The organism is Streptomyces himalayensis subsp. himalayensis (assembly GCF_013778455.1).
GTDB classification, from domain to species: domain Bacteria; phylum Actinomycetota; class Actinomycetes; order Streptomycetales; family Streptomycetaceae; genus Streptomyces; species Streptomyces himalayensis.
Window position 1 is genome coordinate 22,929 of sequence record NZ_JACEHE010000004.1, and the last position, 13,956, is coordinate 36,884.

Consider the following 13,956-nt stretch of genomic DNA (forward strand, 5'->3'; position numbering starts at 1 on the left):
GATCCACGTCGGCGCCAGGTCCGTCGGCGGGGCGTGGCGGCCAGTGCTGAGTGCCGGGCGTCGCGACGGGGAGAACGTTGCCTGTTGGGGCACTAGTCCAGACTGTCGGCCCAGTTCGCCGGTACGCGTCCCTCAGGGCCGGGTGCGGGCTGATCGGCAGGGTGGCATTCGGGCGGAGCCAACTCCGGACCTGATTCGTACATTTCGGAGGTCTCGTAGTTCCAGAACCAGCCTTCGCCCGGTTCGAAGCTGCGAATCATCGGGTGTCCGGTGGCCCGGAAATGGGCGGTCGCATGCTTCGCCGGCGAGGAGTCGCAGCAGCCGATGTGGCCGCACTGCGCGCATCGCCGCAGATGGAACCACCATCCACCGGAGTCCTCGCACTCGGCGCATCCGGTGCCGCTCGGCGGGGCGTAGGGGTCGATTCCGTATGGGGTGCTCATGACGGCTCCTGTGGGGCGTCGGGGCCCTCGGTGGTCAGGGGCAGGCGTACCTGGAAACGGGTGTCGCCGGGGACGGACTCGAACCGGAGGTCTCCGTTGTGTTTGTTGACGACGATGCGCCAGGAGATGTCCAGGCCGAGTCCGGTGCCCTCGCCCACCGGCTTGGTGGTGAAGAACGGGTCGAAGATGCGGTCGCGGATCTCCTCGGGCACGCCGGGTCCGGTGTCCCCGAATTCCACTAGGACGTGGTCGCCGTCGAGTGCGGTGCGGACAGTCAGTGTTCCTTGGGCGTCGGTGTCCGTGCTGTGCATTGCGGAGACCGCGTTGTCGATCAGGTTTGTCCACACCTGGTTGAGCTCGCCGGGGTAGGCCGGGATCTTGGGGAGGTTGCAGTCGTAGTCCTTGACGACGGTGATGTGGGGGCCGATCTTGCCGGAGAGCATCAGCAGGGTGCTGTCGAGCAGTTCATGAACGTTGGCGACCTGGTAGGGCGCCCGGTCGAGCTGGGAGTACTGCTTGGCCGCGTTGACGAGACTGGAGACGCGAGTGGTCGAGTCCTCGATCTCGTTCATGAGCAGCTCGGTCTCGACGGTGTAGTTCAGCCACCGCACGGCGCCTTCGAGGGTGCCCTCGTCCACGGTTGCCGCGACCTGGTCCAGCCAGTCGGTGTCGAGGCCGCCCTGGACGAACGTCGGGGCGAGGCCCCATCCGCCCGCGATGCCGTGGTCGTCCAGCCAGTCGGAGATGGCGTCCTCCCGGTCCGAGGCCTCGAGCGGGCTGAGGGTGTTGGTCTTGGCGACCCGCTCGGCGGTGCGTTCCTGAACCTCGATGAGCGTTTCCAGGCTGGCTCGCTGATACGGGCCGCTGGCGATGGCGCGGAGCTTGTGGCGCATGTGGGCGACCCGCTCCCGCAGCGCCGACGTGGCCCGCACCGCCGCGGCGGCAGGATTGTTCAGCTCATGGGTCAGGCCGGCGGAGAGCGAGCCGAGAGCAAGGAGCCGTTCTCGCTGTCCGATGGCCTCCTGGGAGTTCTTGGTGCCGAAGAAGAGCCCTTCCAGCAGGTGTACGGCCATGGGGAACCACTCGCGCATGACGGCGGCGAACGTGTCCGCGGGCAGCACGAAGAACCTCGAGGGCTCGGTGACGCGCATGGAGCTGTTGTAAACCTGCGGCACCCGGTCGCCGAGGTATGCCTGGAAGGCCCCGGAGTAGACGCCGCGGGTGGACGTCCGGCCGGTCTCCACGTCGTAGGACCTGACGCGGCGCGAGAGGACGACCGTGCCCTGGAGCAGTACGTAGAAGCAGGTCGCCGGGTCGCCCTCTGTGTACACGGGCCCGGGCTCGAACCGTTCCACGCGGCCTTCCCGGCACAGCCGCGCGAGCTGGTCCGGGGCCAGTTTCTCGAACAGGAACAGGGAGCCGAGCTCCTCCTGGCTGCAAGGCAGCGGCTGCCCGTTCACGACTGCTCCAGATACCGGTGTACCAGCATGACGGCCATGGCTCCCTCTCCGACGGCGGAGGCGACGCGCTTGGCGGATTCGGCGCGCGCGTCCCCTGCCACGAACACGCCGGGCACATTCGTCTCCAGGTGGTACGGCGGCCGGTCCAGCTCCCAGTCCGCCGGCGGATGCCCTTCGGCGGTCAGATCGGGGCCGGTCAGAATGAACCCTCGGGAGTCCCTGAGTACCGTGCCGTCCAGCCAGTCGGTCAGTGGGGCCGCGCCGATGAACACGAACAGCCACTGGGCGTCGACGAGTTCGGTGTGCCCGGTCGTCGTGTTGCGCAGGGTCAGCTGCTCCAGGTGGTCCGAGCCGTGGGCTGCCTCGACGACCGTGGTGGTGCGCACCGAGATCGTGGGTGCGTCCATGACCTGCTGTACGAGGTAGTGCGACATCGAAGCGGCCAGGGAAGAGCCGCGCACCAGGATGGTGACCGACTTGGCGCCGCGGGCCAGGTACATGGCGGCCTGTCCGGCGGAGTTCGCGCCGCCGACGATGTACACGTCATGGCCCTGGCATGCGGGGGCCTCGGTCAGTGACGAGCCGTAGAACACCCCGCAACCGGTCAGCTCGGCCACGCCGGGCGCGTCCAGCTGCCGGTACGACACACCCGTCGCGAGGATCACGGAGTGCGCGGCGATCGCGGAGCCGTCCGAGAACCGTACGGTGCGTGACGCCCCGTTGACCTCCAGTGCGGTGACCTCGCGTGCGGTCAGTATCTCCGCACCGAACTTTGCCGCCTGGCGCCGAGCCCGGTCCGTGAGCTGTGCCCCGGACACTCCGTCCGGGAAGCCGAGGTAGTTCTCGATCCGGGAGCTCTGGCCTGCCTGGCCGCCGGTCGCCGAGCGCTCCACGAGGACGGTGCGCAGGCCCTCCGACGCCCCGTACACGGCGGCTCCCAGCCCGGCGGGCCCGCCGCCGATGATGACGAGGTCGTAGAGGTCGGCCGCCGGCGTCGTCGCCAGGCCGACCTGGGCGGCGAGGTCCTGGTCCCCGGGCTCGGTGAGCGGAGTGCCGTCCGGAGTGATCACGAGCGGGAGCCGCAGACCGTCCGCGCCGGCGGCGGAGAGCAGCCGTCGGCCTTCCGGCTCGTCGGACGAGTACCAGCGGTACGGCACCTGGTTGCGGGCCAGGAACTCCCGTACCTCCGACGAGCGCGCCGACCAGCGGTGGCCGACGACCTTGGTGATGGGCACCGCCCGGTGGTCCGTGTGCCGCCAGCTCTCCAGCAGATCGTCCAGGACGGGGTAGAGCTTCTCCTCGGGCGGATCCCAGGGCTTGAGGAGGTAGTGATCGAGATCGACGACGTTGATTGCGTCGATGGCCGCGTTGGTGTCCGCGTAGGCGGTAAGGAGCACGCGACGGGCTCCCGGGTACACGTCGAGGGCCTGCTCCAGGAACTCGATGCCGTTCATCTGCGGCATGCGGTAGTCGGCCAGGATCACGGCCACCAGGTCGCCGCGCAGCTTCAGCTCACGCAGGGCGTCGAGCGCGGACTGCCCCGACTCGGCGCGCACGACACGGTACGACTCGCCGTAGCGTCGTCGCAGGTCGCGGGCCACGGAACGCGACACGCCAGGGTCGTCGTCCACGGTCAGGATGATGGTCCGGCTTGCGTCGGCGGCCTGTGCCATACGTCTCCCACTCGGAGCTGATCGTCGTCGCGGCCTGACAGCCGCGGCGCCCGTGTGCACCCGTACGAGTGATGCCCATCCTATGTTCGATCGCCCCGCTTCGCCGTGAACCGTGGCGTACCCCGGTGTGCGCGCATCGGTGTGGTGAATCAGTGATCCATCTTGCCCCTTGACTTTCGGATGAATGAGCCAGAGCATCTCCGGGGTGACCCACTCCGTCCACTCACCCGCCGACCCTGCTCTTCCCGCCGACCTGGACGAGGCCGCCCACCGCTGCCTGGTCGCGGGCTTCGAGGGCACCACGACCGTCCCCGACACCCTGAAGCGGCTCGTCGACCGCGGGCTGGGCGGGGTCATCCTGTTCACGCGCAACGTGCGCGACGCGGAACAGGTTCGCCGACTCACCGACGCGCTGCGGGCGGTCCGCCCCGATCTGCTGGTGGGCATAGACAACGAGGGCGGCGGTATCGGCCACCTGGTGAGCGCGGGCGCGCCCGACGTCCCCGGCTCCTGCGCGCTCGGCGTCGCCGACGACCCCTGGCTCACCGCCCGCTGCGCCGATGCTCTGGCCGGCCACCTGGCCTCGCTCGGCATCACCGCCTCCTACGCCCCTGTCGCCGACCTCCAGCATCATCCGGACAACCCGATCGTGCGTACCCGCTCCTTCGGCGCCGAACCCGAGCTGGTCTCCCGCCATCTGCGTGCCTGGATCGCCGCCACCGAGGCGCGCGGCATCGCCTCCTGCGCCAAGCACTTCCCGGGCCACGGCGGCACCACCACCGACAGCCACCATGAGACGGCCGTCGACCCACGGCCGTACGACGAACTCGACCTCGCCCCTTTCCGGGCAGCTGTCGCGGCGGGCGTGCCCATGCTGATGAGCGCCCACGTCGTCTTCCCGGCGCTGGACCCCGACCGCCCCGCCACCCTGAGCCCCCGCATTCTGAGCGGCCTGCTCCGTGACGAACTCGGTTTCGACGGCGTCCTGGTCAGCGACGCCCTGGAGATGAGGGCGATCGCCGACCGCTATGGCGAGGCGGCGGGCGCGCGGCTCGCGCTGGCCGCGGGCGCCGACCAGGTCATCGTCGCCGTGCCGGATCTTCAGATCACGCTCGCCTGCCGGAACGCGGTTCTCGATGCACTGGGCAGCGGCGAGTTGCTGGAGGAGCGGGTACGCGAGGCCGCGGGGCGGGTGCGGCGGCTGGCCGAGCGGTACGCGGCTCCAGCGGTCGCCGTCCACGGGTGGGACGGTGGAGCCGGACTGGAGGCGGCGCGCCGGGCCGTGCGGAGCCGCCTCGTGCCGGCGCCCGCGAGGGGTGCCCATGTCGTCGATCTGTTCCCGCCGCCGCACCCCGCGCTCAACTGGGGCGGCGAGGATCTGCTGACCGAGCTGGGTGCCGTCGACCCCACGGCCACGGGTACGGCGGTCAGCGGGCAGCCGGCCGACCCCGCGGCGCTCGTCGCCGCCGTCCTGCGCCGCGCCGCGGGCGTGCCCCTGGTCGTGGCCACGTACGACGCCGGGCTGCACCCTTGGCAGGCCGCGGTGCGGGACGCCCTGCTGGCCGGACGGCCGGACGCGGTACGCGTGTCCACCGGGATGCCGGAGGAGGGGGACGCCCTCTGCTCGTACGGCCGCGGCCGCGTGAACCTGCGCGCCGTGGCGGAGGTGCTGGCCGGATCATGAACCCCGCGCCGGCACCCCGCCACACGCGCGGCCATACGCGCGGCCATACGCGCCGTCAGGACATTCGTACGACGTCCGCGACACCTCGTGCCGTCAGGTAGGCGGTGTCCTCGGCCCGTTCAGCCAGTACGACCGCCGGGTGTATGCCCTCCGTACGCAGCCGCATCCAGGCCTCGAAGAAGCCGCCTCCCGGTCCGGACACGGACCGCGTGGCCGGCGTGCACTCCAGCACCAGAGCGGTGCTCCGGGGAGGCGTCGAGCGCGGCTTGGCGCGCAGTTCCGCGACGGTGTCGGCGAGGGCGTCCGCGATCGGCTTGGCGCGGCCGGTGGAGTCGAAGAGGCCCAGGGTGTACTCGAGTTCGGGGTAGTCGGCCAGGGAGCGGTCCACGTCGTGGGAGCACCACCAGGTCACGCCCCACAGCCCCGCGCACCCGGCCGCGTTCAGCAGGGTTGCGCGGGCGAACTCCGGGGCGTCGGCCGCGGGTATGTGCGGCTCGGGCGCTCCGGTCTCCTGGACCCAGACCGCACGTGCCGGGTCGCGGGCGTACGCTTTGGCGAGCTCCACGCCGTACTCGGCGAGATGCAGCACCTGCGGGGAGCGGGGGCCGTAACGGCGGGCGCAGTCGCCCGAGAACACCCACGGGTGGACGGTGGTCAGGTCGCCCTTGCGGGCCGAGGCCTCGGGAGTGAACGGGTGGTCGTCGCCGTACCAGGCGGCGTCGAATGCGGAGTGCGTGACCAGGTGGTCTCCGCCGAGGCCCTCCCGGGCGGCGGCGAGCAGCGTGTCGAGGTAGTGGTCCACTTCCCCCGCCGTCACCGGGTTGTGCTCGACCAGGTTGTTGAGCTCGTTGCCCAGCTGGAGTCCGATGAGGTTGGGGCGGCCGTCGAGAGCGCGGCCGAGCGCCCGCAGCAGATCCGCCTGGGCCTCGATCGCCTCGGGGTCGGTGAACACGTTGCGGTGGTGCCAGCTGCGGGTCCACTCCGGGTAGAAGTCGAAGCTGGACAGGTGGCCCTGTACGCCGTCCACGAGGACGTCGAGACCGGCCTCGGCCGCCAGGTCGACCAGGTGCACCAGCTGGTCGACTGCGGTGGTGCGGATGAGGGTGCGGTTGGGTTGGAGGAGCGGCCAGAGGTGGAAGACCCGGACGTGGTCGAGGCCGAGTGCGGCTATCTGGGCCAGGTCCTCACGGGCGTGCGCAGGATCGAAGTCGTGCCAGGAGTGGAACCAGCCGCGGCGCGGTGTGTAGTTGACGCCGAAGCGGAGTGGCGGCGAGGGCGGAACCGTAGTGGAAGTAGTGGACGCAGTGGATGCCGTGGATGCCGTGGACGCGGTGGACGCGTGCGGAGTGCTGATGGGGTCCTCCTTGGAGCCTGCGCGACCTCGCCGCCAGGACGCAGCTGCGTGCGCGACGGCGCGCCGGTGGCGCGGCGGCACGCGACCGCCGTGACCGGTCGGGCCTTGTCTCCGGCGAATGTATCAACCACCATGGTCGCTGATGAACAGTGAATTGAACCAGGATCGCGACGTCGGGGACTTCGATGTCGAGGACGTCGACGACGGGGACCTCGTTGTCGGCCTGGACGTCGGCGGCACCCGCACGCGCGCCGTCCTGGCGTCCGCGCGCGACGGCAGTCCGCGGGGCGAGGGCACTGCGGGACCGGGCAACGCCCTGACCGTTCCTGTGCCCCAGCTCGCCGACCACCTCGCCGAGGCCGTCGCCCAAGCCGTGCCGGAACGGCTGCGCGGCCGAGTGGTGGCGGTGACGGGCGGATTCGCCGGCGCCTCCCGGACCGCCGCGGACGAGCCGGGTCGGCTACGGGCGCACTCCGCCCTCTCCGCCGCGCTGCGACGGCTCGGCATTCCCGCGGCGTCGGTGGAGATCTGCAGCGACATCGAGGCGGCGTTCGCCTCCGCGCCCGGCCACCCCACCGACGGGCTCGCGCTGGTGGCCGGCACCGGCGCGGTCGCGGCCCGCATCACCGGACGCGTGTGTACGACGACCGCGGGCGGCGACGGCTGGCTGCTCGGCGACGACGGCAGCGGCTTCTGGATCGGACGCGCCGCGGTCCGGGCGGCCCTGCGCATGGCGGACGGGCGCGGCGGGCCGACGGCGCTGGCCGTCGCCGTCGGGCGGGCGCTGGGCCTGCCGGGCGACGTGCTCCCGGACGACGTACTGTCCGCCGACGTACTGTCCGCCGACGTCCTGCCGTACGACGCTGAAGGCGCTGCCCCCGAGTGGCCCCGCGGGCAGCGCGAGGCCTACCGCATGCACCTGCTCCCCGCCGTCATGGCCCAGCCCCCCGTCCACCTCGCCCGCCTGGCCCCTCTGGTGGCCGAGGCCGCTCGGGACAAGGACGCCGTCGCGGAGGCGATCCTCGAGGAGGCGGCCGACCAGCTGGCCCTCATTGTAGGGGCGTTGGAGCCACGTCCGGGCGAGCGGATCGTCGCCACCGGGGGCCTGCTCGGCCCGGACGGCCCCCTGACCGCACCCCTCACCGCCCGTCTGCACCCCCTCGGCCTGACCCTGGACTGGGTTGCCGACGGCTCGCAGGGGGCTGTGGCGCTCGCCCGCCTGAGCATCTGAAAGACCTGCGCGTGCGATACGACCCGCGCGTGCGATACGACCCGCGCGTGCGACACGACCCGCGCGTGCGATACGACCCGCGCGTACGAAACCACCCACACCTACGAATACGAAACCACCCACACCTACGAAAGGGACCGGCCGCATGCCGACTCCGCAACACGCGGCCGCCCAGGCCGATCAGCAGACCCCCGACGGCATACACCGTGGCGGAGAGCAGAACCCCGGCCGCAGCGCAGACCACGACCGCCCCCTCTACCGGGACCCCGACGCCCCGGTGGACGCCCGTGTCCGCGACCTGCTCTCCCGGATGACCCTGCGGGAGAAGGCCGGACAGCTCAACCAGCGGACGTACGGCTGGGACGCCTACCGCCGCACGCCCGACGGCGGCTTCGAACTCACCGAGGCCCTGTACGCCGAGACCGAGCGCTTCGCCGGACTCGGCGCCTCTACGGGCTGATGCGGGCCGACGCCTGGTCGGGCGTCGACCACTCCACCGGACCGGGCTCGGGGGACGGCGCGGCCCTCGCCGACCTCGTCCAGCGCCATGTCATGGAGCGCAGCCGGCTCGGCATCCCGGCGCTGTTCGTCGAGGAGGTGCCACACGGGCACATGGCACTCGACGGCACCGTCCTGCCCGTCAATCTGGCCGTCGGCGCCACCTGGGACCCCGAGCTGTACGAGCGGGCCGCCGCGCACGCCGCCGCCGAACTGCGCGCCCGCGGCGGCCATGTCGCCCTCGTCTCCGCGCTGGACATCGCCCGCGACCCGCGCTGGGGCCGCACCGAGGAGTGCTTCGGCGAGGACCCGTATCTGGCCGCCCGGCTCACGGAAGCGCTCGTTCGCGGTATGCAGGGGGACGCAGGGGCAGTACGGGAAGCAGGGCAAGCGCAGGACGGCCTCTTCGCCGACGACAAGGCTCCTGTCGTGCTCAAGCACTTCGCGGGCCAGGGCGCCACGGTCGGCGGTCGCAACTCCGCCGAGTCGGAACTCGGGCTCCGGGAGCTGCACGAGATCCACCTCCCGGCCGCCCGTGCCGGAGTCCGGGCCGGAGCCGCCGCCGTCATGGCCGCCTACAACGAGGTGGACGGGATGCCCTGCTGCGGCAACCGCGCCCTGCTGCATGGGCTGCTGCGGGAGAGCTGGGGTTTCCGGGGGCTGGTCATGGCCGACGGGCTCGCCGTGGACCGGCTGGCCCGGATCACCGGCGACAAGGTCGCCGCCGGCGCGCTCGCGCTGAACGCGGGCGTCGATCTCAGCCTGTGGGACGAGGGCTTCACTCACCTGGAGGAGGCGGTCGAGCGCGGTCTCGTCGGCGAGGACGTCCTTGATGCCGCCGTGGCCCGCGTGCTGAGCCTGAAGTTCCGCCTCGGGCTCTTCGAACGCCCCTACAGCGCGGACCGCTCGGCACAGCCACCATCCCCGGACCGTGGACGCGCCCTGAGCACCGCCCTCGCCCGCGCCGCCGTCACCCTCCTCCACGACGACGGCGGAGTCCTGCCCATACGACCGGGCGTCTCGCGCATCGCTGTCCTGGGCCCGCACGCCGCCACCACCGCCCACCAACTCGGCGACTACACGGCCCCGCAAGGGCCCGGCACGGGCTCCAGCGTGCTCGACGGACTGCGGCGACTGGCCCCGGAGAACGCCGACATCCGCCATGCCCGCGGCTGCGCCCTCACCGGGGACGACCGCTCGGACATCCCCGAGGCGATCGCCGTGGCCGCCGCCTCCGACCTGGCCGTCCTGGTGCTGGGCGGCAGCAGCGCCCGTACGTCCGGTACGGAATTCGGCGCCAACGGCGCCGCGCTGACCGCCGTCTCCGAGATGACCTGCGGTGAGGGCGCCGACCTCGCAGGACTGCGGCTGGGCGCGGCCCAGCACGCCCTGCTCGACGGCGTCACCACCACCGGCACGCCCACCGTGGTCGTGCTGATCCAGGGCCGCCCGCATGCCGTACCCGAGGCGGCGGACCGCGCCGCCGCACTGCTCACGGCCTGGTACCCGGGCCCCTGGGGCGGCGAGGCGATCGCCCAGATCCTCCTCGGCCGCGCGGAACCGACCGGCCGCCTTCCCGTCTCCGTCCCGCGCTCGGCGGCCCAGCTCCCCGTCCACTACAACCACAAGGACATCGAGTACGGGGCGTACGTCGACGAGAGCGCCGAGCCGCTCTACTCCTTCGGGCACGGGCTGTCGTACACGAGTTTCACCTACGGCCCGCCGCGCCTGGCTCAGCGCACCGTCGAGGTCGACATCACCAACACGGGGCAACGCCACGGCCGTACCGTCGCCCAGCTCTACATCCGCCGCCTGCTGACCCCCGTGTGGCCGCGCACCCTCGAACTGCGGGCCTTCCAGGGCGTCGACCTGGCGCCGGGCGAGCGGCGCACGGTCACCTTCCCCCTCGGCGCCGACCAACTAGCTCAGGTCGGCGCCGACTTGGAGACGGGCGTGCTGCCCGGCACCCTGGAGGTCCGGGTCGCCGAATCGGCCCGGGCCGCCCTGACCGCCGTACCCGTCGTTCTGCGGATCGACGAGTGACCGACGGGCCGACCGGCTTTTGGTGATCCGTCAGAACTTCACCGCCCCCGACGCAACACCCTTGTAGAACCACCGCTGCGTGATGACGAACAGCACGAGCACGGGAATCAGGGAGATCACCGACCCGGCCATCACCACCCGCTGGTCGTAGCCGAACGACGAGGTCTGCAGCCGGGCCAGTCCCAGAGTGAGGGTGAAGCTCTCCTCGGAACGCAGCACGATCAGCGGCCACAGGAAGTCGTCCCAGGCGGCGATGAAGGTGTTGATGGCGACGACCGACATCGAACCCAGGGCGCTCGGCAGATACAGATACCGGAAGCGCTGCCATTCCCCGGCCCCGTCGAGCATGGCCGAGTCCTCGATCTCCCGGGGAACGGCGAGGAACGCGGCCCGCATGATGAGGACGTTGATGGCGCCGACGAAGCCCGGGAGCCACACGCCGGCCAGGCTGTCGACGAGTCCCAGGTCCCGGATGCTCAGGAAGAGGGACACCATGATCGCTTCGAAGGGGAACATCATGGAGGCGATCAGCAACAGCCAGACTCCTTTTGCGCCCCGCCACGCCGGCTTGGAGAGCATGTAGCCGGCCATGGTCGAGAACAGCAGCTGGCTGACGAGCGACAGCACCACCACGATCAGGCTGTTCCAGATGTACGTCCCCACCGGCACCTGATCGAAGACCTGCTCGTACGCCCGCAGCGTCGGGTGCTGGGGCAGGAGGGAGGCGTTCGGGCCGAAGACGTCCTCCGTCGTCGACTTCAGCGAGGTCAGAAACTGCCACAGCAGCGGGCCGACGGTGATCGCCAGCACGAAGAGCAGCAGGAGATAGCGGACCACGAGCTCGCGGGGGCGTCCGTAGTCCCTCCAGCGGAAGCGCCGCCGCGCGGGCCGCGGGGCGGCCGGGGTGCCTTTGGCCGTAGCGGTGCCCGTGGCGGTCGGGGTGCTCGTGGTCATTGCTCATCCCCCCTGGTGAGGCGCTGAGCCAGCAGCGTGAGGCCCAGGGTCAGTACGAAGAGGGCGACGCTGACCGCGGCGCCGTACCCGGCGTTGCCGCTCAGGGGATCGAGCCCGACGTCGCGGATGTAGAAGGGCAGGGTGCGGGCCTGGCCGCCGGGGCCGCCGGTGGGGCTGCCGAGCATGTAGATCTCGGTGAACACCCGCAGCGAGCCGATGCCGGTCAGCACGCCGACCAGCAGCATCGTCTGCCGCACGCCCGGCACGGTGACGTGCCAGAAGCGCCGTATGGGACCCGCGCCGTCCATGGCGGCAGCCTCGTGAAGGTCCTGCGAGACGTTTCCCAGCGCGGCGAGGTAGAAGATCATGTACCAGCCGAGCCCCTTCCACAGCGTCAGGCCCATCGCGGACAGCAGGATCAGCCACGGATCCGACAGGAAGGGGATGGCCTCTCTGATCAGATGCGCCTTCTCCAGCCAGGTGTTGACCAGTCCCTCGTCCTTGAGCAGCCACTGCCAGCTCAGCCCGACGACCACGCTGGAGGCGATCACCGGTGTGTAGAAGGCGGACCGGAAGAACCCGATTCCGGGCAGCTTCTTCTCCACCAGGACGGCGAGCAGGAGCGGCAGCAGCACCATCAGCGGCACCACGATCACCGCGTACAGCAGGCTGTTACGGGTGGCCAGCCAGAAGTCGTCGTCGCCGAGCATGCGGGTGTAGTTGGACAGCCCGACGAAGTTCGCGGCGCCGCCGAGCGGTTTGGCGTCGGTGAACGACAACACGAGGGTGTTGAGGAAGGGGAACACGCCGAAACCCGCCGCGCACACGAGGGCGGGGAGTGTCCACAGCCACGGCAGCCACCAGCTGCGGTACAGCGCGGCGCCGTTGGCGTCCGGTGCGGGGCCGGGCCGCAGCGCCCGGCCCAGACGCCGTATCCGGCCGAGGGCCGGGACCGGTACGGCGCTGCTCACCGTACCCGGCCCGGCCACCGGCTTCTCAGTCTCTGTCGCCACGGTCAGCTGCCCTGCGTCAGCAGCTCGTTGGCCTTCTCCTGGGCGTCCTTCACCGCTTGTTCGGGACTCTTCTTGCCCTGCATGGCCAGCTGCACCTCGGCCACGATCGCGTTCCGCTGCGGGTCGGAGAGGACGACCTCGTCGGCGGTGGCGGTCTTGAGCTGCTCGGCGACCACCTTGCGGGCCTCGCCGAAGGGGTCGTCTCCGGTCACGTCGGTGAAGAACGGGTCCTCCAGCGACTCGGTGGTTGTCGGGAAGATCACGACGTTCGGGTCCTTGCACCAGGCCGTCTGGTTCTCCGCGTTGGTGAGGAACTTGCCGAACGCCAGCGCCGTGGCGGCGTTCTTGCTGGTCGAGGCGACCCCGATGTACTGCGGGGCGCCGGTGGTGTGGCCCAGCTTGTCGAACGGGTACTGGCCGACGCCGGTCTTGTCGTAGACGGACGGGCTGTTCTGCTTCACGAAGCGCACGAAGCTGGGGTTCGTCGATCCATAGGCCACCTGGCCGTTGCCGTAGGGCGTCGAGGGGTCGTCGCTGGACGACAGCGAGTCCTTCGGCATCGCGCCGCCCTGGTACAGCCTCTTCATCCAGGCGACCCACTCGGTGGTCCTGGGATCATCGGCGAAGACGAAGGACTTGCCGTCGTCGGAGTACACCTTTATGTCCATCTGCTGCCAGTCGGCCGGGAGGCGCCAGATCGGGTTGGCCATCGTCGCGTAGTACTTGCCCTTGGCCGACTTGGCGATCTTCTCGTAGTCCTCGAACAGCCCGAAGATGGTCGTCGGCGGCTTCTCCGGGTCGATACCGGCCTTCTTCAGCATCTCGGTGTTGTACGTCAGGTTGATTCCGCCGGTGTACCAGGGCAGCACGGAGTGGATGTCGGAGCCCGAGGAGTCCTTCAAGGTGCTCGAGTCCCAGAAGGCCGGGACGAAGGGCTTCCCTGCGTCGGGGTCCTTCTCGTCGAGGTTGAGCAGATAGCCGGACTTGGTGAGGGCGGTCGCTGTGACCTTGTTCAGGTTGATCACGTCGGGCAGCGAGCACGCCTGGGCGTCCGCGACGTTCCGCTCGGTGAACTTGGCGTCGCCCGGGTCGTCGACCCACTTGACGGAGGTGCCGGGGTACTTCTTCTCGAACGCGTCGATCACCCCGTTGAAGAAGTCCCCGAAGTCCTTCTTCAAGTTGGTGGTCTGGAAGGTGATGTTGCCCTTCACGTCGCCGGAGAGCTTGCCGGACCCGACGTTGCCCGCGTCCACCTTGCAGGCGCCCGCGGTGGCCTCTCCGTCGTCGGAGCCGCCCGAGCCGCCCGAGAGGCCGCATCCCGCGGCCGTCAGCGACAGCACGACGAGACAGGTCAGGGATCCGGTGAGTCTTCTTGCGCGCATGGTTGGCCTCCTGCGACGAGGTAGCTGCGGGCCTCGCTGGCTCCCGCTCGGTCCCGGCTGGTTCAATTCACCAACTTCGACTCCGGTTGATGAAAATGTGGACCACAATTCATAGGAGGTCAATGGGGTGCCGTGTTGCGTTTAGGTTCCGGCCGTGGTTGGCGGGCGCCAAAGCGGCCTTGGCGAAGTCCGGCGCGGTACCGCGCCCCGTAAGGGGCGCG

General features: G+C 70.6%; 9 protein-coding genes and 1 pseudogene. 3 read left to right on the top strand and 7 right to left on the bottom strand.

The window, feature by feature from the left end:
* Positions 1-92: 92 nt before the first annotated feature.
* Genes H1D24_RS08455 through H1D24_RS08465 form a run of 3 tightly spaced genes read right to left on the bottom strand, consistent with a single transcriptional unit; the run spans position 93 to position 3,576 of the window.
* On the bottom strand, positions 93-443 hold the full coding sequence (locus H1D24_RS08455; RefSeq protein ID WP_181656791.1) for a UBP-type zinc finger domain-containing protein: 351 nt from the start codon (positions 441-443) through the stop codon (positions 93-95).
* A complete protein-coding gene (locus H1D24_RS08460) occupies positions 440-1,903 on the bottom strand; it encodes an ATP-binding protein (protein ID WP_181656792.1) in 1,464 nt (487 codons plus the stop codon). The genes H1D24_RS08455 and H1D24_RS08460 overlap by 4 nt, the downstream gene beginning before the upstream one ends.
* Positions 1,900-3,576 carry an NAD(P)/FAD-dependent oxidoreductase gene (locus H1D24_RS08465; RefSeq protein ID WP_181656793.1) on the bottom strand — a complete coding sequence of 559 codons (1,677 nt, stop codon included), beginning with the start codon at positions 3,574-3,576 and terminating at the stop codon, positions 1,900-1,902. Before H1D24_RS08465 ends, H1D24_RS08460 begins: the two co-directional genes overlap by 4 nt.
* Positions 3,577-3,760: 184 nt before the next feature.
* Between H1D24_RS08465 and H1D24_RS08470 the strand changes: the two genes are divergently transcribed.
* On the top strand, positions 3,761-5,260 hold the full coding sequence (locus H1D24_RS08470; protein ID WP_181656794.1) for a glycoside hydrolase family 3 N-terminal domain-containing protein: 1,500 nt from the start codon (positions 3,761-3,763) through the stop codon (positions 5,258-5,260).
* A 55-nt stretch (positions 5,261-5,315) separates the two neighbouring features.
* Here the strand turns inward: H1D24_RS08470 and H1D24_RS08475 are convergent, their stop codons facing one another.
* Positions 5,316-6,695 (bottom strand): glycoside hydrolase 5 family protein, encoded by a 1,380-nt coding sequence (locus H1D24_RS08475; protein WP_309484253.1) that lies wholly within the window; start codon positions 6,693-6,695, stop codon positions 5,316-5,318.
* 61 nt (positions 6,696-6,756) lie between these two features.
* On the opposite strand from H1D24_RS08475, the gene H1D24_RS08480 reads away from it, so the two are divergent.
* Both H1D24_RS08480 and H1D24_RS08485 read left to right on the top strand, forming a co-directional pair.
* Positions 6,757-7,845 (top strand): N-acetylglucosamine kinase, encoded by a 1,089-nt coding sequence (locus H1D24_RS08480; RefSeq protein WP_181656795.1) that lies wholly within the window; start codon positions 6,757-6,759, stop codon positions 7,843-7,845.
* A 310-nt stretch (positions 7,846-8,155) separates the two neighbouring features.
* Positions 8,156-10,386, top strand: a pseudogene (locus H1D24_RS08485) (glycoside hydrolase family 3 N-terminal domain-containing protein).
* Positions 10,387-10,416: 30 nt separating this feature from the next.
* On the opposite strand, the gene H1D24_RS08490 reads toward H1D24_RS08485, so the two are convergent.
* The 3 genes from H1D24_RS08490 to H1D24_RS08500 are packed head-to-tail and all read right to left on the bottom strand — an operon-like array spanning position 10,417 to position 13,735.
* Positions 10,417-11,340 (bottom strand): carbohydrate ABC transporter permease, encoded by a 924-nt coding sequence (locus H1D24_RS08490; RefSeq protein WP_181656796.1) that lies wholly within the window; start codon positions 11,338-11,340, stop codon positions 10,417-10,419.
* A complete protein-coding gene (locus H1D24_RS08495; protein ID WP_181656797.1) occupies positions 11,337-12,353 on the bottom strand; it encodes a carbohydrate ABC transporter permease in 1,017 nt (338 codons plus the stop codon). The genes H1D24_RS08490 and H1D24_RS08495 overlap by 4 nt, the downstream gene beginning before the upstream one ends.
* 2 nt (positions 12,354-12,355) lie before the next feature.
* Positions 12,356-13,735, bottom strand: coding sequence for an extracellular solute-binding protein (locus H1D24_RS08500; RefSeq protein ID WP_181656798.1), 1,380 nt, complete (start codon positions 13,733-13,735; stop codon positions 12,356-12,358).
* Between the last annotated feature and the right edge of the window lie 221 nt (positions 13,736-13,956).

Excerpts from the sequence above, each read along its gene's own strand:
- H1D24_RS08455 (WP_181656791.1), bottom strand. The coding sequence starts at position 443 with ATGAGCACCCCATACGGAATCGACCCCTACGCCCCGCCGAGCGGCACC.
- H1D24_RS08490 (WP_181656796.1), bottom strand. The coding sequence starts at position 11,340 with ATGACCACGAGCACCCCGACCGCCACGGGCACCGCTACGGCCAAAGGC.
- H1D24_RS08500 (WP_181656798.1), bottom strand. The coding sequence starts at position 13,735 with ATGCGCGCAAGAAGACTCACCGGATCCCTGACCTGTCTCGTCGTGCTG.
- H1D24_RS08465 (WP_181656793.1), bottom strand. The coding sequence starts at position 3,576 with ATGGCACAGGCCGCCGACGCAAGCCGGACCATCATCCTGACCGTGGAC.
- H1D24_RS08480 (WP_181656795.1), top strand. The coding sequence starts at position 6,757 with ATGAACAGTGAATTGAACCAGGATCGCGACGTCGGGGACTTCGATGTC.
- H1D24_RS08470 (WP_181656794.1), top strand. The coding sequence starts at position 3,761 with ATGAGCCAGAGCATCTCCGGGGTGACCCACTCCGTCCACTCACCCGCC.